Source organism: Streptomyces sp. PA03-5A (assembly GCF_033792725.1).
In the GTDB taxonomy this organism is placed as follows: Bacteria; Actinomycetota; Actinomycetes; order Streptomycetales; family Streptomycetaceae; genus Actinacidiphila.
Genome location: NZ_JARAVL010000010.1, coordinates 226,041 through 244,864, shown reverse-complemented (window position 1 = coordinate 244,864; position 18,824 = coordinate 226,041). Strand labels below are relative to the sequence as shown.

At 72.2% G+C, this 18,824-nt stretch carries 16 protein-coding genes and 1 pseudogene; 11 read left to right on the top strand and 6 right to left on the bottom strand.

Translation table 11 applies throughout. From position 1 onward, the window contains the following. Positions 1 to 2: 2 nt before the first annotated feature. Entirely contained in the window at positions 3 to 860 is an 858-nt protein-coding gene (locus PV410_RS15335; RefSeq protein ID WP_499515961.1) for an aldo/keto reductase, read from the bottom strand. Positions 861 to 1,029: 169 nt separating this feature from the next. Between PV410_RS15335 and PV410_RS15330 the strand changes: the two genes are divergently transcribed. Both PV410_RS15330 and PV410_RS15325 read left to right on the top strand, forming a co-directional pair. Beyond that, positions 1,030 to 1,905 (top strand): LysR family transcriptional regulator, encoded by an 876-nt coding sequence (locus PV410_RS15330; RefSeq protein ID WP_500324839.1) that lies wholly within the window; start codon positions 1,030 to 1,032, stop codon positions 1,903 to 1,905. Positions 1,906 to 2,035: 130 nt separating this feature from the next. Next, entirely contained in the window at positions 2,036 to 4,552 is a 2,517-nt protein-coding gene (locus PV410_RS15325) for an excinuclease ABC subunit UvrA (protein WP_500324838.1), read from the top strand. A gap of 28 nt (positions 4,553 to 4,580) precedes the next feature. Here PV410_RS15325 and PV410_RS15320 read toward each other — a convergent pair whose 3' ends face one another. From PV410_RS15320 to secF, 3 genes and pseudogenes are all read right to left on the bottom strand, one after another. Next, entirely contained in the window at positions 4,581 to 5,033 is a 453-nt protein-coding gene (locus PV410_RS15320; RefSeq protein ID WP_500324837.1) for a TIGR03668 family PPOX class F420-dependent oxidoreductase, read from the bottom strand. A gap of 31 nt (positions 5,034 to 5,064) precedes the next feature. Beyond that, a complete protein-coding gene (locus PV410_RS15315) occupies positions 5,065 to 5,889 on the bottom strand; it encodes an LLM class F420-dependent oxidoreductase (protein WP_500324835.1) in 825 nt (274 codons plus the stop codon). A gap of 108 nt (positions 5,890 to 5,997) precedes the next feature. Further along, positions 5,998 to 7,203: pseudogene (secF, locus tag PV410_RS15310) on the bottom strand (protein translocase subunit SecF); the annotation flags it as partial. A 164-nt stretch (positions 7,204 to 7,367) separates the two neighbouring features. Here secF and PV410_RS15305 point away from each other — a divergent pair. Both PV410_RS15305 and PV410_RS15300 read left to right on the top strand, forming a co-directional pair. Next, on the top strand, positions 7,368 to 8,153 hold the full coding sequence (locus PV410_RS15305) for a hypothetical protein (RefSeq protein ID WP_500324833.1): 786 nt from the start codon (positions 7,368 to 7,370) through the stop codon (positions 8,151 to 8,153). A gap of 78 nt (positions 8,154 to 8,231) precedes the next feature. After that, complete coding sequence (locus tag PV410_RS15300) at positions 8,232 to 9,074, top strand: aldo/keto reductase (RefSeq protein WP_500324831.1); 843 nt, start codon at positions 8,232 to 8,234, stop codon at positions 9,072 to 9,074. 16 nt (positions 9,075 to 9,090) lie between these two features. On the opposite strand, the gene PV410_RS15295 is transcribed toward PV410_RS15300, so the two are convergent. Beyond that, positions 9,091 to 9,720 (bottom strand): TetR/AcrR family transcriptional regulator, encoded by a 630-nt coding sequence (locus tag PV410_RS15295; protein WP_500324830.1) that lies wholly within the window; start codon positions 9,718 to 9,720, stop codon positions 9,091 to 9,093. Between the two features lie 93 nt (positions 9,721 to 9,813). Here PV410_RS15295 and PV410_RS15290 point away from each other — a divergent pair, with 93 nt between their 5' ends. The 3 genes from PV410_RS15290 to PV410_RS15280 all read left to right on the top strand — a co-directional run bounded on the left by PV410_RS15290 (position 9,814) and on the right by PV410_RS15280 (position 13,214). Continuing rightward, on the top strand, positions 9,814 to 10,569 hold the full coding sequence (locus PV410_RS15290; RefSeq protein WP_500324828.1) for an SDR family NAD(P)-dependent oxidoreductase: 756 nt from the start codon (positions 9,814 to 9,816) through the stop codon (positions 10,567 to 10,569). A 50-nt stretch (positions 10,570 to 10,619) separates the two neighbouring features. Further along, the gene (locus tag PV410_RS15285; RefSeq protein WP_500324827.1) at positions 10,620 to 11,411 is read left to right on the top strand and encodes a class I SAM-dependent methyltransferase; all 792 of its coding nucleotides are present in this window, start codon (positions 10,620 to 10,622) and stop codon (positions 11,409 to 11,411) included. Between the two features lie 837 nt (positions 11,412 to 12,248). After that, positions 12,249 to 13,214, top strand: coding sequence for a hypothetical protein (locus tag PV410_RS15280; RefSeq protein ID WP_500324825.1), 966 nt, complete (start codon positions 12,249 to 12,251; stop codon positions 13,212 to 13,214). Positions 13,215 to 13,532: 318 nt separating this feature from the next. On the opposite strand, the gene PV410_RS15275 is transcribed toward PV410_RS15280, so the two are convergent. Continuing rightward, complete coding sequence (locus tag PV410_RS15275; protein WP_500324823.1) at positions 13,533 to 14,093, bottom strand: GNAT family N-acetyltransferase; 561 nt, start codon at positions 14,091 to 14,093, stop codon at positions 13,533 to 13,535. A 435-nt stretch (positions 14,094 to 14,528) separates the two neighbouring features. Between PV410_RS15275 and PV410_RS15270 the strand changes: the two genes are divergently transcribed. From PV410_RS15270 to PV410_RS15255, 4 genes are all read left to right on the top strand, one after another. After that, positions 14,529 to 15,560 (top strand): LacI family DNA-binding transcriptional regulator, encoded by a 1,032-nt coding sequence (locus tag PV410_RS15270; RefSeq protein ID WP_500324821.1) that lies wholly within the window; start codon positions 14,529 to 14,531, stop codon positions 15,558 to 15,560. A gap of 113 nt (positions 15,561 to 15,673) precedes the next feature. Beyond that, complete coding sequence (locus PV410_RS15265; protein WP_500324819.1) at positions 15,674 to 16,948, top strand: extracellular solute-binding protein; 1,275 nt, start codon at positions 15,674 to 15,676, stop codon at positions 16,946 to 16,948. A gap of 9 nt (positions 16,949 to 16,957) precedes the next feature. Further along, positions 16,958 to 17,920 carry a carbohydrate ABC transporter permease gene (locus PV410_RS15260; RefSeq protein WP_499515940.1) on the top strand — a complete coding sequence of 321 codons (963 nt, stop codon included), beginning with the start codon at positions 16,958 to 16,960 and terminating at the stop codon, positions 17,918 to 17,920. A 1-nt stretch (position 17,921) separates the two neighbouring features. Then, positions 17,922 to 18,815: a carbohydrate ABC transporter permease gene (locus tag PV410_RS15255; protein ID WP_500324817.1), complete on the top strand. Its 894-nt coding sequence runs from the start codon at positions 17,922 to 17,924 to the stop codon at positions 18,813 to 18,815. The last annotated feature ends 9 nt before the right edge of the window (positions 18,816 to 18,824 follow it).

Genomic DNA, 18,824 nt, shown 5'->3' with positions numbered 1-18,824 from the left:
TGTCAGACGGCGTCCAGCTCCGCGATCTCCTCGGCGGTGAGCACGAGTTCCACCGCGGCCACCGAGTCGCGGATGGTCTCCGGCCGGCTGGAGCCGGGGATCGGGATCACGTAGGGGGACTTGGCGAGCATCCACGCCAGGCACACGCGCTGCGGGCTGACCCCGTGGGCCTGCGCGACCCGGGCGAACGGCGCGTAGGACGAGCCGAGTTCGCCTGCCTGGGAGATGCCGCCGAGCGGGCTCCACGGCAGGAAGGCGATGCCGAGCTCGTGGCACAGTTCGAGCTCCGGCTCGCTGGAGCGGAAGGCCGGGGAGAACTGGTTCTGCACGGAGACCAGCCGGCCGCCCAGGATCTCGTCCGCCTGCCGGATCTGCTCCGGGTCCGCGTTGGAGACGCCGGCCATGCGGATCTTGCCCTCGTCGAGCAGGTCGCGCACCGCGCCGACGGACTCGGCGTACGGGACCTTGGGGTCGGGGCGGTGGAACTGGTACAGGCCGATGGCCTCCACGCCCAGCCGGCGCAGCGAGTCCTCGCAGGCCCGCTTGATGTGCTCGGGCGAGCCGTCGAGGGTCCAGCGGCCGTCGCCGGGGCGCAGGTGGCCGCCCTTGGTGGCGACCAGGACGTCGGAGCCGCGTCCGTGGGACGCCAGCGCCTTGGCGATCAGGGTCTCGTTGTGGCCGACCTCGTCGGCCCCCAGGTGGTAGGCGTCCGCCGTGTCGATCAGCGTGACACCGGCGTCGAGCGCCGCGTGGATGGTGTCGATGGACCGCGCCTCGTCCGGCCGGCCCTCGATCGACATGGGCATGCCGCCCAGGCCGATCGCGCTGACCTCGGTGGCGCCGATGCGGCGAGTCTCCATGTGTCCGTGGCCTTTCTCGGCTTGCGTCTCGGTCTTGCGCACTGATGGCGTGCCGGCACGGCCGGAAACGGGCCGCAGCCGTGCGGGCACGCACCCAAGCCTCGCCGGAGCTGCACCCACACGTCCAATAGAAGAAAGCGAACACATTCAGGAGCTAGGCTTCTGAATCATGGAGCTACGCCATCTGGAGTACTTCGTCGCGGTCGCGGAGGAGCACCACTTCACCCGCGCCGCCGAACGCCTCATGATCTCGCAGTCGGGTCTGTCCGCCTCCGTACGCGCCCTGGAGCAGGAGCTCGGCACGCCGCTGTTCGTGCGCAGCACCCGCAGCGTGGAGCTGACCGCGGCGGGCCGGGCCCTGCTGGACGAGGCCTGCCGCACGCTGGCGAGCGTACGGGCCGCCAAGGAGGCCGTGGCGGCCGTACAGGGCCTGATGCGCGGGGTGCTCACCATCGGCACCGAGCAGTGCCTGGCCGGCGTCGACGTGCCGGCACTGCTGGCCCGCTTCGGGGCCCAGCACCCGGGCGTGGAGGTCCGGCTGCGGCAGGCCGGGTCGGCCGCCCTGGTGCAGGACATCACCAGTGGCCGGCTGGACGTGGCGTTCACGGCCCTGAGCGGCGAGGCGCCCGAGGGAGTGCGGCTGATGCCGATCACCCGGGCCCCGATGGTCCTGCTGTGCCACCCCGGGCACCGGCTGGCCGGGGCGGACTCGGCCGGCTGGGCGGACCTCGGCGGCGAGGAGTTCGTGGACTTCCACCCCGACTGGGGCGCGCGCGGGCTCACCGACCGGGCCTTCGCCGCGAACGGGGTACCGCGCCGGGTCGCCCTGGAGGTCAACGACGTGCACAGCCTGATCGACCTGGTCCACCACGGGCTCGGGATCGCCGTCGTGCCACGGCCCATCGCCCGCAAGGAGCACGCCGCGGGACTGCGCACCGTGACGCTGGACGGCGCCGAGGACCACGTCTGGGAGGTATCGGCCGCCCTGCCCCAGGAGGACCGGGTCTCCCCCGCCGCCCGCAAACTGCTGTCCTACCTGCCGTGACGTCACCGTCCACGCCTTCGCCGGCGGCCCCGCCGTGGACCTGCGGGCACCCGCAGCCGCGCGCACACTGGTGCCGGGCGCGCGGTGCCGCGCTCCCGGCACGTACCCCCACCCCGTTCTCCGGAGGGGCATGAACAGCACGGCCCACGACCCGTACGTCCGGGTGCGCGGCGCCCGCGAGCACAACCTGCGCAACGTCGACGTCGACGTCCCGCGGGACGCGCTGGCGGTGTTCACGGGGGTCTCCGGCTCGGGCAAGTCCTCGCTGGCGTTCGGCACCATCTACGCCGAGGCGCAGCGCCGCTACTTCGAGTCCGTCGCCCCGTACGCCCGCCGGCTCATCCACCAGGTGGGCGCGCCGGCGGTCGACGACGTCCTGGGGCTGCCCCCTGCGGTCGCCCTGGAACAGCGCCGCGGGGCGCCCACCTCGCGCTCCTCCGTGGGCACGGTGACGACCCTGTCCAACACGCTGCGGATGCTCTTCTCCCGCGCGGGCCGCTACCCGCAGGGGGCGGAACCCGTGGACTCCGACGCCTTCTCCCCCAACACGGCCGCGGGCGCCTGCCCGGTCTGCCACGGGCTGGGACGGGTGCACCGGGCCACCGAGGAGCTGATGGTCCCCGATCCCTCGCTGAGCGTCCGGGAGGGCGCGATCGCCGCCTGGCCGGGCGCCTGGCACGGCAAGAACCTGCGGGACGTCACCCGCACCCTCGGGTACGACGTCGACCGGCCCTGGCGCGACCTGCCCGCGCAGGACCGGGAGTGGATCCTGTTCACCGACGAGCAGCCGGTGGTGACCGTGCACCCGGTGCGGGAGGCGGGCCGGATCCAGCGCCCGTACCAGGGCACCTTCCAGAGCGCGCGGCGCTACGTCATGCACACCTTCGCCGACTCCAAGAGCCCGGCGCTGCGCGCCCGCGCGGAGCGGTTCCTGGAGAGCTCGCTCTGCCCCGCCTGCGACGGCAGCCGGCTGCGCCCGGAGTCCCTGGCCGTCACCTTCGCCGGCCGGAACATCGCCGAGCTCAACGCGATGCACCTCGCGCGGCTCGCCGACGTGCTGCGCCCGGCCGCCCGCGGCGCGGTGGACGACCTCCCCGAAGGCCCGGAACGGCAGATCGCCACGACGCTGTGCGCCGACCTCGTCGCGCGGATCGAGGTCGTCACCGAACTCGGCCTGGGCTACCTCAGCCTGGACCGCACGACGCCCACGCTCTCCCCCGGCGAGCTGCAACGCCTGCGCCTGGCGACCCAGTTGCGCTCCGGCCTGTTCGGTGTGGTGTACGTGCTGGACGAGCCCTCGGCCGGGCTCCACCCGGCGGACAGCGAGGCACTGCTGACGGTCCTGGTGCGGCTGCGGGAGGCCGGGAACTCGGTGTTCGTCGTCGAGCACGACATGGACGTGGTGCGCCGCGCGGACTGGATCGTCGACGTCGGACCCCTCGCGGGCGAGCGCGGCGGCCAAGTGCTGTACAGCGGCCCGGTGGACGGACTGGAGGCGGTCGCCGAGTCCGCCACCCGCCGGTTCCTGTTCGCCGCGGGACCCGATCCGGCCGCCGGTCGCACCGCACGGAAGCCGTCGTCGTGGCTGGGTCTGCGCGGCATCACCCGGCACAATCTGCGCGGCGTGGACGTCGAGCTGCCCCTCGGGGTGTTCACGGCGATCACGGGGGTGTCGGGTTCGGGCAAGTCGACGCTGGTGGGCGTACTGGCCGGGGTGCTGACGGAGCACCTGGGGCCTTCCGGCACCGCGGACGACGCGGCCGTTCGCGCGGACGCCGCCGACGGCGACGGCGACGACGAGGCCTGGGAGGGCGCCGGCGCCGGGCCGGCGTTCGGCGTCCTGGCGGACGGCCTGCAGGCGGTGGACCGGCTGGTGCGGGTGGACCAGAAGCCCATCGGCCGCACCCCGCGCTCCAACCTCGCCACCTACACCGGCCTGTTCGACGCGGTGCGCAAGCTCTTCGCGGCCACCGACGACGCGCGGCGGCACGGCTACACGGCCGGGCGCTTCTCCTTCAACGTCGCGGGCGGCCGCTGCGAGACCTGCCAGGGCGAGGGCTTCGTCGCCGTCGAGCTGCTGTTCCTGCCCGGCACGTACGCCCCCTGCCCCACCTGCCACGGGGACCGCTACAACGAGGAGACCCTGTCGGTCCGTTACCGGGGGCGGAACGTCGCGGAGGTGCTCGGCATGAGCGTGGACGCGGCGGCGGAGTTCTTCACCGGCGTCCCCGCGGTCGCCCGCAGCCTGCGCACCCTCCAGGAGGTGGGTCTTGGCTACCTGCGGCTGGGGCAGCCGGCCACCGAGCTGTCGGGCGGCGAGGCGCAGCGGATCAAGCTCGCCTCCGAGCTGCAGCGCGGCCGCCGCGGGCACACCGTGTACCTGCTGGACGAGCCCACCACGGGCTTGCACCCGGCCGACGTGGAGCTGCTGATGCGGCAGTTGCACGAGCTGGTCGACGCCGGCCACTCGGTCTTCGTCGTCGAGCACGAGATGAGCGTCGTGGCGGGTGCCGACTGGGTCATCGACCTGGGCCCCGGCGGCGGGGACGCCGGAGGGAAGGTCGTCGCCACCGGGCGGCCCGCGGAGGTGGCCGGGGCCGGGGGCAGCCGTACGGCGCCCTACCTGGCGCGCCGGCTGACGGGCTGACCCTTCCCTCCGCGGTCCGCCCCCGGCTTCACACGGCCCGCCAGCCGCTCCAGCGCCGTACGGAGATTTCCACCACGGGCCCGGCGGGCGGACGGCCCGCGTACTGACCGTACTTGGCGGTCAGCAGGGCGACGCAGCGGGCGGCCGCTGCCGATCCGCAGGTCGGTCCGCCGGCCGGTTCTCCGACCGGGGGGAGGACGCGGGCCGTGCCGTCGGCGCGGGCCCACCACAGCAGCTCCCAGTCCTCGTCGTAGCGGTCGGCGAGCAGGCAGACCGACGGGTTGGCGTCGATGTTGGCCAGGCGTTTCAGGCGCGTGGTCCGTTTGGGTTTGTGGTCCACGGCCAGCGCGACCGTGTCGCCGTCCACGGCGAAGACCACCGGCACCAGGTGCGGCACACCGACGGCGTCGGCGGTGGCCAGGCGTGCGACGCGTGCCGCGGCGAAGCGCTCGCGTGCCTCGCCGCCCGTCAGGGCCGGCATCGGGTCCTCCCCTCGTCGGGGTCCCGCCGGGTCAGCGGAACCGGTCGGCCAGCGCGGCCAGTCCGTCCAGGTGCTCCAGGGTCTCCCGTTCGGGCAGCGTCGGCAGGTGGAGCAGCACCCGTTCGACACCGAGCCGCTGGTAGCCCTCGAGCTGCTCGGGGCCGCCGCGGACCCCGTACACCGTCACGGGCACGTCGCGCCCGGTGACCTCGCGCAGCCGCTCGATGCGCGGGCCGAGGTCGTCCGGCGCGTCACTGTTGGCGAGCCAGGCGTCGCCGAACTCGGCGACCCGGCGGAACGCGCCCTCGCCGCCGCCGACGTAGATCGGCGGATGGGGCCGCCGTACCGGCTTGGGCCAGGCGAAGACGGGGTCGAAGTCGACGAACCGGCCGTGGAACTCGGCCCTGTCCGCGGTCCACAGCTCGCGGATGGCCCGCAGCCGTTCGTCGGTGAGCAGGCCGCGCGTGGCGGGGTCGGCGCCGTGGTTCCGCATCTCCTCGCGGTTCCAGCCGACGCCGACGCCGAAGACGGCACGGCCGTCGGAGACCAGGTCGAGGGAGGCCACCTCCTTGGCCGTGTGGATCGGGTCGCGCTGCGGGATCAGCGCGATCCCGGTGCCCAGCAGCAGACGCCGGGTGACGGCGGCGATCACGGAGAGGGCGACGAAGGGGTCGAGGGTGCGGTAGTACACCTCCGGCAGCTCGCCACCCATGGGGTAGGGGCTCTCGCGCTTGACGGGGATGTGGCTGTGCTCGGCGATGAAGAGCGAGTCGAACGCCCGTTCCTCCAGGGCGGTGCCGAGCGGGGCGGGGCGGATGCCCTGGTCGGTGATGAAGGTGGAGATCCCGATGTACACGACGGCTCCGTGGGTTGCGACGAGCGGATGGCTCCTCTGTGCTGCCTACCCCGTCCGGGTGGCCGCGCGCCCACGACCACCCGGGAGGAGCATCGCGCCGGGTGTCCCTCAGCCGGCCGCCACCGGGCGCGCGGTCACCGGCGCCCGCTTGCGCCGGTGCAGTTCCACGGCGAGCGGCGCGGCGGTGAACACCGAGGACCAGGTGCCCACGGCGAGCCCGATGAGCAGGGCCAGCGCGAAGTCGGCGAGCGATCCCTCCCCCAGCACGGCGAGCTCGGCGAGGATGAACGCCGCGCCCATCCCTGTGTTCACGGTGCGGGGCACCGTCTGCAGGACCGCTGCGTTGGCGACACGCGCGAAGGGGCGCCTCCCGTCGCGCCGGGCCAGTTCCCTGACCCGGTCGAAGACGACGACGGAGTCGTTGACCGAGTACCCGACGACGGTCAGCAGGGCCGCGACGAAGACGCCGTCGACGGGCTTGCCGAGCCAGGCGAACACCCCCACCAGGACGACGACGTCGTGCACCATGGCGACCACCGCCGCCGCGCCGAACGTCCACCGGAACCGGGCGGCCAGGTAAAGGAGTTGGGCGGCCAGGGCCACGGCGAGGGCGATGACGGCGCCGCGGCGCAGCTCCTTGCCGATGCCGGGCCCGACGGACTCGTCACGGAGTTTCTCCGCCTGCCCGCCGAGACCGCTGATCGTCGCGATGACGCGGTCCTCCTCCGGCTCGGTCAGGTCCGCGGTACGCACGGTGAGACGGTCGTCGCCCGAGGTCGGCACGACGGCCCGCGGGAACGCGGCACCGCCGAGGACCTCGCGTGCGCGGTCGGCGCTCACCGGCCGGTCCGTGGCGTACTCGATGAGCCGGCCACCGGTGAACTCGACCCCGAGGTCGGCACCCCGCACCAGCACGCCGGAACCCGCAAGGACGAGGACCGCCGCCGACACGGCGAGCCAGCGCCGTGGGCGCCGCATCAGGTCGGGGTCGCGGCGGGTGATCCGTTCCCGTACGGCGCCGATGCCCGCGATGCCGGACAGGTGCGGGCGCCGTCGGACGGAGCGGCGGGTGACGGCCGTTTCGGCGAGGGACCGGGTGATCACCAGCGCGCTGAGCATCGAACTGAGGACACCGATGCCGAGGGTGACGCCGAAGCCGCGCACCGGCCCGGACCCCAGGAAGAAGAGCAGCGCGGCGGCGATGAGGGTGGTGACGTTGGTGTCCGCGACCGCGCTGAAGGCCTTCCGGAACCCGGCGGTCAGCGCGGACCCCAGGCTGGCGCGGCGCCGTGCCGCGTACTCCTCACGGGCCCGGCCCGGATGGTGCTCGCCGACGTCGAGGCGGCCCTGGAGCGCATGCGCGAGGGGCGGTACGGGATCTGTCCGCTGTGCCGGGAGCCCATCCCGCTGAACCACCTGGTGGTCGTCCCCCAGGCCCGATACTGCGGCCGCTGCCTGCATGCGCGGGGGGCCGAGTGATGAGCGCGCCGTGGCTGCCGGTGCGCCGGCAGACGGGCTTCGCCCTCGACCTGGGCAGTGCCCGCACGCGGGTCTGGGCCCTCGGCCGGGGCATGGTGCTCGACGTGCCCACGGTGACGTTCCTGGGCTCGGGCACCGTCCACCCCGTCCGCCGCGGCGTCATCGACGTCCCCGGCACCGCCCGGATGCTCGACCGGTTGCTCCGCCATCGGCTGCCCCGTCTCGGCCGCCCGCTGGTCGCGCTGACGGCGCCCGTCCTGGACGGCGTCGCCTACCGCGCGGCGGCCCGGGCCGCCGTGGAGGTCCTGCGGCCGCGCGCCGTCCTGACGGTGCCCACGGCGCGGGCGGTGGCCCTCGCGGCCCGCGAGGACCTGAACCGCCCGCTGCTCGTGGTGGACGTCGGCGCCCACCTCACGGAGACGGTCCTGCTGGTCGACGGCGCGGTGACCGACGCGCACCGCGCGGAGCTCGGCACCACCGGCCTCGACGCGGACCCCGGTGCCGCCGCACGCCTCGTCGACGCGCAGGTGGCCACCGTGGCGACCGTGCTGGAGGAGGACCGGACGGCGGCCGCGCCGGCCGCCCTGGCGCACGGCGTCCTCCTCGCCGGCGGGGGCGCACTGCGCCCCGAGGTCGTCCACCGTCTCGCGCGCCGGCTCGACGTCCCCGTCAAGGTGGTGCCGGCGCCGCACACCGCGGCGGTGCGCGGCGCGGCCGAACTCCTGGGATCCGCCCGCCTCCACCCGTCGTTCACCGGCAACGTCCGCGCGCCGGTGCCGGAGTAGGAGCCGGCGCGGTCCACCGAGTTGCACCACCGGATGCGGGGTGGTGGCCTGAAGGGGTGTCGTGCCGGGGAGGCAGGGATGGCGACAGCGTCGATGCGTACGGTCCGGCTGTCCTCCAGGGACGTCCCCGCGCTCGGCCAGGGCACCTGGTACCTCGGTGCGGACCCGGGCCGCCGCCGCGAGGAGCTCGCCGCCCTGCGGCTCGGTGTGGACCTGGGCATGTCGATCGTCGACACCGCCGAGATGTACGGCGACGGCGCGGCGGAGGAACTGGTCGGGGAGGCGATCGCGGGACGCCGTGCCGAGGTGTTCCTCGTGAGCAAGGTGCTGCCGGACCACGCCGACCGCCGTGGCGTCGTCGCGGCCTGCGAGGCGAGTCTGCGACGGCTCCGCACGGACATCCTGGACCTGTACCTGCTGCACTGGCGGGGGCGGCATCCGCTGGAGGAGACGCTGGCCGGGTTCACCGAGCTGATGGCCGCCGGAAAGATCCGCACCTGGGGGGTCAGCAACCTGGACGCCGGGGACATGGCCGAACTGGTCTCCCTCCCGGGCGGTTCGGCCGTGGCGGTGGACCAGGTGCTCTACAACCTCACCCGGCGCGGCATCGAGTGGGACCTGCTGCCCTGGTGCCGGCGCAACCGGGCCGGAGTGATGGCGTACTCCCCCGTCGAGCAGGGCAGACTGCTGCGTTCCGCACCGCTGCTGGCCGTGGCGGACGGCCTCGGCGCCACGCCCGCCCAGGTGGCGCTGGCGTGGGTGCTGGAGCAGGGCGTGGCGGCGATCCCCCGCTCGGGGCGGCCCGAGCACGTGCGCGAGAACCGCGCCGCGGCGGACCTGCGGCTCCCCGCGGAAGCGCTGGCGGCGCTGGACGCCGCGTTCCCGCCGCCCCGCGGGCCCGTGCCGCTGGAGGTGCTCTGAGGGGTGCCGTGCCCGGTCAGGGGGCCGACGGCACGGGTGCGGGTACCGGTACGGGTGCGGCGAGGAGCCGTTCGATGCCCAGGTCGAGGGCGGCTTCCAGGTGCGTGAGCGAGCCCGTCGACATCAGGATCGAGACACCGCCCTGGATGCCCGCGAGGAGGGCGGCCGCGACACGGTCGGCGTCCAGCTCCGGTGAGATCTCCCGCTGCTCCTGCATGGCCCGGATGCCGGTGGTGATCTGGGCCTGCCAGGAGGCGAGGAGTTCCCTGGTGACGGCCTGCGCGCCGGGCGTGGCGGGGCTCAGCTGCGAGATGAGCGTGCCGAGCGGGCACTGCTGCCCCTGCCGCCGGTAGCGGTCGACCACCGCGTCCCGCCAGTCGTACCAGGCCTGCCAGGAGGTGAGCGCGCCGAGGTGCGGCTGCTGGTCGGCCAGGACCCGGCCGGCCTCGTGCCGGGCCACGGCGAGCAGCAGCTCCTCCTTGCCGCCGGGGAAGTAGTGGAAGAGCTGGCTCTTGCTGGTGGCCGTGCGGGCGCGGATGTCGTCCAGGGTGGTCTCGACCGCGCCTCGCTCGCGGATCTCCTCCGCGGCCCCCTCGACGATGCGCTGCCGGGTGGCGGCGCCCTTGGCCGTCAGTCGTGCTGCCATGCCTCCATCCTGCCACTTTCTGGACTTGCAGGTCCAATTTCCGGGTGGCACCTTGGCCGTTCCCAGCCGGTTCACGGAGAAAGGTGCGGAAACATGACCCAGCGACTCACCGGGCGGACGGCCCTGGTCACCGGTTCCACCACGGGCCTCGGCGCCGCCATCGCGGCGGCCCTGGCCGCCGAGGGCGCGTTCGTCGTCGTCAGCGGACGCGACGCGGCCCGCGGTGCCGACGTCGTGGCACGCATAGAGAAGGACGGCGGCTCGGCGGCGTTCGTCGGCGCCGACCTGTCGGGCGGCGCCGACGCGGTCGGCCGCCTCGCCACCGACGCGCTCGCGGCGGCCGGCGGCCGGATCGACGTCCTCGTCAACAACGCGGCGCTCCTGCTCACACCGACGCCCACCGCCGAGGTCCCGCAGGAGACCGTCGACCAGGCCCTGGCGGTGAGCGTGCGGTCGGTGTTCCTCCTCACCGGCCTGCTGGCGCCGCCCATGGCCGAGCGCGGCCACGGCGCCGTGGTCAACCTGGGGTCCATCAACGGCATGCGGGGCATGGCGCATTCGGCGCTCTACAGCATGACCAAGGCGGCCGTGCACTCGCTCACCATGTCGTGGGCCGCGGAGTACGGACCGCACGGGGTCCGGGTCAACACCGTGGCCCCCGGTCCCACCCTGACGGAGAAGGTCGCGGCGATGGAGGAGCACCTGACCCCGATCATCGCGCGCATGCCCGCGCGCCGCGCCGGCGACCCGGCGGAGGTGGCATCGGCCGTCGTGTTCCTGGCGAGCGACGAGGCCTCGCAGATCCACGGCGCCACGCTCACCGTCGACGGCGGGTTCACCGCGGTGTAGCGACCGGCCGCCGACGGGTGACCGCGTCCGGTGCTTGCCACAATGAGGGCATGACCAGCGCCGGTCGCTACGGTGAGCGCTTCTTCCGCCCGGAGGACGCCGGCGAGGGCGACCGCATCGACCTCGCCGCCGCCACGTACGACGACACCACCCTCGCCCGCCTGCGACAGCTCGGGGCCGGCCCCGGGTGGCGCTGCCTGGACGTCGGCGCCGGCACGGGCACGGTGGCGCGCAGACTGCTGCGCGAGGCCGCGGTCAGCGAGGTGCTCGCGGTCGACCGGGACGTACGGTTCCTGGCGGCGCGTCCGACGCCGGGCCTCACGGTGCGGCAGGCGGACGTCACCGTGGACGACCTCCCGCCGGGGCGGTTCGACCTCGTCCACGCGCGGTTCGTGCTGATGCACCTGCCGTCGCCGGAGCGGATGATCGCCACGCTCGGCGGCCTGCTCGCCCCCGGCGGCGTCCTGGTGGTCTGCGACGCCGTGGACCTGACCACCGCCGCCGCCCCCGGCACCCCGTACACGCTGGCCATGCGGGCGATGTGGCGGGGGCTGCGCGACACCGTCGGCACCGACGTCTCACGGGTGCCGCGCTACCCCGGGATGCTCAGGGCGGCCGGGCTCCGGTCGGTCGCGGCGGAGATCCACGTTCCGCCGCTTCTGCCCGGCAGCACGATCAGCCGGTTCTGGGCGGAGACCTGGCACCGGACCCGGTCCACCATGATCGCCACCGGTCTCGTCGACGACATCCTCGTCGACGAGGCCCTGCGCTACCTGGACTCCCCCCAGTGCGCAGACCTGTCCCCCGGCATGCTCACGGCCTGGGGCCGGTCGCCGCCCTAGGCGTGCCGCCGGGCACCGGCCGACGGCGTGACGCCACCCATGGGCGCAGGGAGCATCACCCGTCCGGCCCCCGGTGGCGTGCGAGCGCGCGGGCCCACGACGAGGCTGGGCAATGGTGTAGTTGGAGGGCTCCGACTCTCCCCGTTCGAGCCCTCATCGCCATGAGTCGGGCCCCTGCCGCAACGGCGCGGCGGGGGCCTGCGGCATGCCCGGGCGCCCCTCCGCCGTGAACGCTGCCCGCAGTCGGCGCGCTTCGGCGACCACACTCCACAACGGCGCACTCGCCCCGGAGCAGGGCGATGCGCCCGCCGACCGATGCCCCGACCCGCTGCCGGCCGACTTCACCCTGCCCTGCGTCGGACCCCGGATCGGTCTCACCGACACCGACACCCCGGATCTCGCCGGGGTCGCGACCGCGGGCAGCCACCGCGTCCTCTTCAAGGGGCGCCCGAGTCAGGCAAGTCGATGGCCCCCGAACAGCTGACTGAAGTGCAGCTGCCCGACCAGCACATCGTCGACCAGCCCCCGTACTGCGCGCCGCACCACTCAGCGACCCAGCGGCCCCTCGGCGGCGGGAATCGTCGGAATGAGGGCTCATCCGAGCGATATGAGAAGCCGCTAACGCGCTTGACCCCGCCGTGGCGCCTTGGGAGCGTCCATCACGGCGGTGTCGCTCTCATCGAGCCTCGTGTTCGTGATACCGGTTGCCCGGCCGAACCGGCTGTGGCCCTAGGCCGGGTGGCAACCAATCAGGGGACATGGACAGTCCGGCCAAAAGCCTCCCGTCCGGGGTGCAACTGGGGCACACTAGCCACCTGTTGAGCAGCGAGGTGGGGGATGGCGGACACTGACACTCCGGATGCGGACACTCAGTCAGGCGACTCTGACGGCGGCCACCAACCGCAGGCGTTGAGCAAGAGAGTTAAGGCATTCATCTGGACGGCAGTGCTCGTTGGTTTGTCGGGCAGCATTGCAGCGATTACGCAGGGCGCTGTCACATGGGTGACCGACGGCATTGCGCACCCCTTCAAAAGTGATACCACCACTAAGTCAAGTCCTTCAAATCCTGGAACTGGCCCTACCACAAGCCTGGCGAAAGCGCCGTTCACTGTCACCATCGACCAAACCAGTCCGTGGGATGCCTGTGAAAATGGCAGTGGAATGGTGTATCTGAAGCCGCCATCCATTGCAGCCATTAATGATGAGTGGAAGCGGCGTTTCGTTCCCCCGTATGACATCTTGGGACTGAAGTCGAGTTTCGACAAAACACACTCGGGCCAACCAGCCAACTTCGCCATTCTCAATGTGCAGATCCACGGCAAGAGCGACGAGGCCGTCACCATCAATGACGTGTCGATCGTCGCTGTCAAGGTGAGTCCTGCCCCGAAAGCCCTGCGCCTGGCGCTGGAAGGCGGGTGTGGGGACAGCAGCAAAAGCCGGTTCTCTATCGATTTGGATTCCCCTAGCCAGCACAAGGTGTTCAAGGCGGGCAATAATGATGCCGGCGCTAAGCTAGTCCGCCGTTTTCCTTACCGGGCCACCAAGGGCGACCCGGAAACGATGCAGATATTACCCTTCACCAATGAGAGTGATTACAGCTTTAAACTATCCATCTCATGGGCCACCAGTGCTGGCAGCAGTTCGACCGAGGTGGGTGACCTCGACCATGGCAACCAGCCATTTCGAGTGGTATCTGGCGCTCAGTCTCAGAAGTACATCGTGGGACAGGACGCAGCGGCGCGCCCGTTCGTCGAGAAAAAGGTAGATGATCCGTTCGACGAGCTTCCCACGCAGGAGCCGTAACGCTCGGCGCAACTGCATGATGACACGTCATTCGGATTGGCTGGCGAGACCTGGATGACGCCTCCTCGGCTGGCACCCATAAGCGGTAGCGCGAAAAGTGCGAGTAGTAGTGGTCCTGGGCATGGGGAGCACGATCGAGCAGAACCGGTCCTCCGTCGTTCCGAGGAACCCACCACCCTGGCAGTCGTCAATGTCTTGGATGGCGCCAACTTTCCACGCCACCGGCGACACCCTCGTACCCGCCCGGACCCAACGCCGCCATTCTTCGAACGCGTCCGACCCGGGTCCGCTGGCGACCCGCCCGCGTCCCTGCCCCGATCATCCACCAACGGCGCCCGCCAAGTCCCCCGGCACCAGGGAGAACACGACGAGGTCGACGCGGCCGGTGTGCACGAACCCCGCGTTGCGCAGGACGCCTTCACGGCGCAGGCCGGCCTTCGCGGCAACGCGCTGGGAGGCGGTGTTGCCCGTCGCCGCGCGGAGTTCCAGGCGCTGGAAGCCCTGTTCGGCCAGCAGCCAGGTCGCGAGGACCCGGGTCGCCTCCGTGGCGATGCCGCGTCCCCTCGCCCAGGGGGAGACCCAGTAACCGACCTCGCTCGTCAGTGCCCGCCAGTCGGTCCGTTTCAGGCCGACGGTGCCCACCAACCGCCCGCCGTCCGCTTCGGTGACGGCGAAGTGGATGCCGTCGCCGGACTCGCGCAGGGCGTGCGAGACCGTCGTGCACCAGGCCGTCGCGTCGTCGAGCGTGTAGGGGCGGGGCAGGGGCAGCCACCGCTGGGTGTGGGGGTCCTCACAGCTGGCCCGGGTGTCTTGGGCGTCGTCCGGGGTGAACGGGCGCAGGAAGAGCCGTTCGGTGCGCAGGACCGTGTCCGGGAACACATCCGTCTCCGTCGTCGTCTCCGTCCGCCGCCCGCGGCCGGGTTGGGCAGACGTTAGCAGCACGCCGCGCCCTACCGGCACCCCCGCAGGGGCCGTGACGCACTGTCACAGCTCGCTCCCTGCGTGGTGACGGTGCACCGCGGCGACATTTCGGACCTATCGTCTCATTTACCACACATAACTCCCCAACTGAGAGTAGGCCCTTGACACTCCGCCCCCCGAGGTTCATGGTTCCTCACATCGCTCGTTTAAACCGGTTCAAACGCGAGGTGACGAGAGCCTTTCGCGTTGGTTGCCCCGGTATGCGAGTGCAAGAACGTGCTGCCTCCGGCGCCGAAGGTGCCGCCGGACGGTGTGCCCCTCGGGGTACGCCGGCCGACGGGACCCGCGGATGCGGATGTGGCGCCCTTCCGCCGCCGTACACGGAGAGTCCGCATGGCCAGACGCCCCACGATCGCCGATGTCGCCCAGCTGGCGGGTGTGTCCAGGGCGACGGTCTCCTTCGTCCTCAACGACCGCCCCGGCGTGGCCGCCGCGACCCAGGAACGGGTCCGCGCGGCGGCCGAGAAGCTGGGCTGGACGCCGAGCCGCAGCGCCCGCGCGCTGTCGACCGGGCGGGCCAGGGCCGTCGGCCTGGTCCTGACCCGCGAGCCCGACCTGATCGGCACCGACCCCTTCTACCCGGCCTTCATGGCGGGCATCGAGTCCGTCATATCCGAGTCCGGTGACGGCCTCATGCTGCACGTGACGGGCCCCCGCAACGAGATGGACACCTACCGCCGCCTGGTGGACGACCAGCGCGTGGACGGGGTGTTCCTCACCGACCTGCGCGTGGGCGACCCCCGCCCCGCGCTGCTGCGGGAACTGGGCCTGCCCGCCGTGGCCGTCGGCGCCGACGACGGTGTCGAGGGGATCGCCACCGTGAACCTGGACGACCGGCCGGTGGTCGCGGGCGCCGTCCACCACCTCGTCGGACTCGGCCACCGCCACATCGCCTACGTCGCGGGCCCCGAGGAGTACCTGCACGCCCAGCGGCGGCTGGGCGCCTGGCGGGACGCGCTCGCGGAGGCGGGCCTGCCCCCGGGCCCGGTACTGCCGGGCGGCTTCACCGCGGAGGGCGGCGCGCTCGCGACGCAGGCCCTGATCACGCGGGGCGACCGGCCCACCGCCATCGTGTACGCCAACGACCTGTCTGCCACCGCCGGCATGGCGGTCGCGCAGGAGGCCGGCCTGCGGCTGCCCGACGACCTGTCGGTGGTCGGCTTCGACGACGTACCGCTGGCCTCCTGGACCAGACCCTCGCTCACCACCTGCCGTGCGGACGCCGCCACCTGGGGCCGCGCCGCCGCACTCGCCCTGATCGAGACGATCGAGCAGGGCACCACCCCGCACGTGGAACTGGACCCGGCCGCGCTCATGGTGCGCGGCTCCACGGGCCCGGCTCCCGCCGGAACCGCACGCCCCTGAACGCGCGCCCGACGCGCCCACGACGTTCTCCGCTCCCCGGAGGGCCGTCACCGAGGCAGGACGACGCCCCGGAACGGCCTCTCCCCACCCCTTGAGAACCCGGAGCCACCGCAATGAAGAAAACCCTCCTGACCGTCCTCTCGGCCGTCGCCCTGACCGTGCCCCTCGCGGCGTGCGGCAGCGGCGGGTCGGACTCCGCCGGGGGCGGCGACGCCGCCCACGGGCCGATCACGGTCTGGTACTCCAACAACGCCCAGGAGGTCGCCTGGGGCAAGAGCATGGTCGCGTCCTGGAACGCCGCCCACCCCGACGAGAAGGTGAAGGCGCAGGAGATACCGGCGGGCAAGAGCTCCGAGGAGGTCATCGGCGCGGCCATCACGGCGGGCAACGCCCCGTGCCTGATCCTCAACACCGCCCCCGCGGCCGTGCCCGGCTTCCAGAAGCAGGGCGGCCTGGTGGCCCTGGACGACTTCCCGGGTGGGGAGGCGTACCTCAAGGCGCGGACCGGCGACCGGCTCTCGCAGTACGCGTCGCCCGACGGCAAGCACTACCAGATGCCCTGGAAGAGCAACCCCGTCATGATCTTCTACAACAAGGACCTGTTCAAGAAGGCCGGGCTCGACCCCGAGCACCCCAAGCTCTCCACCTACCAGGACTTCCTGACCACCTCGCGTGCCCTGGTGAAGGGCGGTGCGCACGCCGCCATCTGGCCGGCGCCCACCTCCGAGTTCTACCAGTCCTGGTTCGACTTCTACCCGCTCTTCGCGGCCCAGACCGGCAAGCAGCTCGTCGAGGACGGCAAGGCCCAGTTCGCCTCGCCCGATGGCGTCAAGGCCGCCGAGTTCTGGAAGACGATGTACGCGGACCACCTGGCCCCCAACGAGCAGTACAACGGGGACTCCTTCGCCGACGGCAAGTCCGCCATGGCGATCGTCGGCCCGTGGGCCGTCTCCGTCTACGGCGACAAGGTCAAGTGGGGCGCCGTGCCGGTGCCCACCGCGACCGGCACCGAGGCCAAGGGCACCTTCAGCGACGAGAAGTCCATCGGCATGTTCACCGCGTGCAAGAACAAGGGCACGGCCTGGGACGTGCTGAAGTTCGCCACCAGCAAGGAGCAGGACGGCAAGCTGCTGGAGGCCACCGGCCAGATGCCGATGCGGCAGGACCTCCAGGCCGCGTTCCCCGACTATTTCGCCTCGCACCCGGACTACAAGACCTTCGCCGAGCAGGCCGACCGCACCGTCGAGGCCCCGAACGTGCCGAACTCCGTCGAGATCTGGCAGACGTTCCGCGACGCCTACACCAAGTCCGTGATCTTCGGGAAGGGCGACGTCGAGAGCGCCTTCCGCGAGGCCGCGGGCAAGGTCGACGGCCTGGCGAAGCAGTGAGTCACGGCCATGTCCTCCACGCACCATGACGTCCTCCGCCCCGGGTCCGCCCGGGGCGGGGCCCGCCCCCGGGCCGACCGCGAGCCGCGGCCGCGCCGGCTGCGGTTCGCGGGCCGGCAGCCGATCGGCCTGGCCTTCGTCTCCCCGTACCTGATCTACCTGGCCGCGATCTTCCTGTACCCGCTCGGCTTCGCGGTGTGGATCTCCTTCCACGACTACTTCTTCGCCGCGCCGGGCGCCCAGGTGGACCGTCCCTTCGTGGGGCTGGCCAACTACACGGCCGTCCTGACCGATCCGGCCGTGTGGCGTTCCTTCGGCAACATCGCGGTCTTCCTGGTCATCAACGTGCCGCTGACGGTGGCGGCGTCGCTCGTGCTCGCCACCGCCCTCAACTCCAAGCTGCGGGCGCGCACGTTCTTCCGCACCGCCTACTACGTCCCGTACATCACCGCCAGCGTCGCCGTCGTCGGTGTGTGGCTCTTCCTGTTCAACTCCAACGGCCTGGTCAACAAGGCGCTCGGGCCGCTCGCGCCGGACCCGTCGTGGCTGGTCAACTCGCACCTCGCGATGCCGACCATCGCGCTGTTCGTCGCCTGGAAGCAGCTCGGCTTCTTCATCGTGCTCTACCTGTCGGCGCTGCAGAACGTGCCCGGCGAGCTCTACGAGTCGGCCGCGCTCGACGGCGCGGGCAAGGTGCGGATGTTCTGGTCCATCACCGTCCCTGCGGTGCGCACCGCGACGCTGCTGGTGCTGGTCATGGCGACGGTGACGGGCGCGAACCTGTTCACCGAGCCCTACCTGCTGACCAGCGGCGGCGGACCCGACGGCGCCACCACCTCACCGGTGCTGCTGATGTACCAGCGCGGTCTGCAGCAGGGCCACCCGGACGAGGCCGCGGCGATCGGCGTGATCCTCGTCGTGCTGATCACCGGGATCTCCCTCCTCTACCGCCGTCTGCTGGAGAGGGACTGACATGGCCGACGCACACGCCCCCTCGCTCCCGCGCCGCTCGGCGCACCACAGGCCGCACACGCACTCGCGCGCCCGCCGGATCCTGTCGCGGCTGGCCCTGCTCACCGGGGCCTTCGCCTTCCTCTTCCCCTTCTACTACATGCTCATCGGCTCCCTGCAGCGCGAGCCGGACAGCAGCCCCGCCGGCGCCTTCCCGCAACCGGGGAACCTCTCCCTGCACAACTACGCGGAGATCAACTCGGCCATCTCGCTCGGCCGTTCCCTGATCAACTCCGGGATCTTCACCGGCGGCGTCATCGTCTGCACCACCGTCTTCGGCCTGCTGGCGGGGTACGCCCTGGCCCGGCTCCACTTCCGGGGCAAGGGCTCCACCTTCGCCCTGGTGCTGCTGGTGCAGGTCATCCCGTTCCAGCTGCTGATGATCCCGCTGTACGTGCTGATCGTCCGCGACTACGGCCTGGCCGACTCCTACATCGGGATCATCCTGCCGTTCGCGATCAACACCAGCGCGGTCTTCATCTTCCGGCAGTTCTTCCTGCAGCTGCCGCAGGCGATGTTCGAGGCCGCGCGCATCGACGGCGCGGGCGAGCTGCAGATCCTGTTCCGGATCGCGATCCCGCTGTGCAGGCCGGCGCTCGCCTCCGTGGTGCTGCTGAGCTTCACAGGGCCGTGGAACGAGTTCCTGTGGCCGTTCCTGGTCACCAAGGAGCAGGACATGCAGCCGCTGGCGGTGTCCCTGGCCAACTACATCAGCACGGTCTCCTCCGCCGCCGCCAACCCGTTCGGCGCCATCCTCGCCGGTGCCTGCGTACTGGCCGCGCCCGCGGTGGCCCTCTACCTCGTCTTCCAGAGCCGCTTCACCTCCACCGACCTCGATTCCGCCACGAAGGGCTGAACTCGCCGT

Coding starts and splice junctions, on each gene's coding strand:
- PV410_RS15335 (WP_499515961.1), bottom strand. CDS start 860: ATGGAGACTCGCCGCATCGGCGCCACCGAGGTCAGCGCGATCGGCCTG.
- PV410_RS15330 (WP_500324839.1), top strand. CDS start 1,030: ATGGAGCTACGCCATCTGGAGTACTTCGTCGCGGTCGCGGAGGAGCAC.
- PV410_RS15325 (WP_500324838.1), top strand. CDS start 2,036: ATGAACAGCACGGCCCACGACCCGTACGTCCGGGTGCGCGGCGCCCGC.
- PV410_RS15320 (WP_500324837.1), bottom strand. CDS start 5,033: ATGCCGGCCCTGACGGGCGGCGAGGCACGCGAGCGCTTCGCCGCGGCA.
- PV410_RS15305 (WP_500324833.1), top strand. CDS start 7,368: ATGAGCGCGCCGTGGCTGCCGGTGCGCCGGCAGACGGGCTTCGCCCTC.
- PV410_RS15300 (WP_500324831.1), top strand. CDS start 8,232: ATGGCGACAGCGTCGATGCGTACGGTCCGGCTGTCCTCCAGGGACGTC.
- PV410_RS15295 (WP_500324830.1), bottom strand. CDS start 9,720: ATGGCAGCACGACTGACGGCCAAGGGCGCCGCCACCCGGCAGCGCATC.
- PV410_RS15290 (WP_500324828.1), top strand. CDS start 9,814: ATGACCCAGCGACTCACCGGGCGGACGGCCCTGGTCACCGGTTCCACC.
- PV410_RS15285 (WP_500324827.1), top strand. CDS start 10,620: ATGACCAGCGCCGGTCGCTACGGTGAGCGCTTCTTCCGCCCGGAGGAC.
- PV410_RS15280 (WP_500324825.1), top strand. CDS start 12,249: ATGGCGGACACTGACACTCCGGATGCGGACACTCAGTCAGGCGACTCT.
- PV410_RS15270 (WP_500324821.1), top strand. CDS start 14,529: ATGGCCAGACGCCCCACGATCGCCGATGTCGCCCAGCTGGCGGGTGTG.
- PV410_RS15265 (WP_500324819.1), top strand. CDS start 15,674: ATGAAGAAAACCCTCCTGACCGTCCTCTCGGCCGTCGCCCTGACCGTG.
- PV410_RS15260 (WP_499515940.1), top strand. CDS start 16,958: ATGTCCTCCACGCACCATGACGTCCTCCGCCCCGGGTCCGCCCGGGGC.
- PV410_RS15255 (WP_500324817.1), top strand. CDS start 17,922: ATGGCCGACGCACACGCCCCCTCGCTCCCGCGCCGCTCGGCGCACCAC.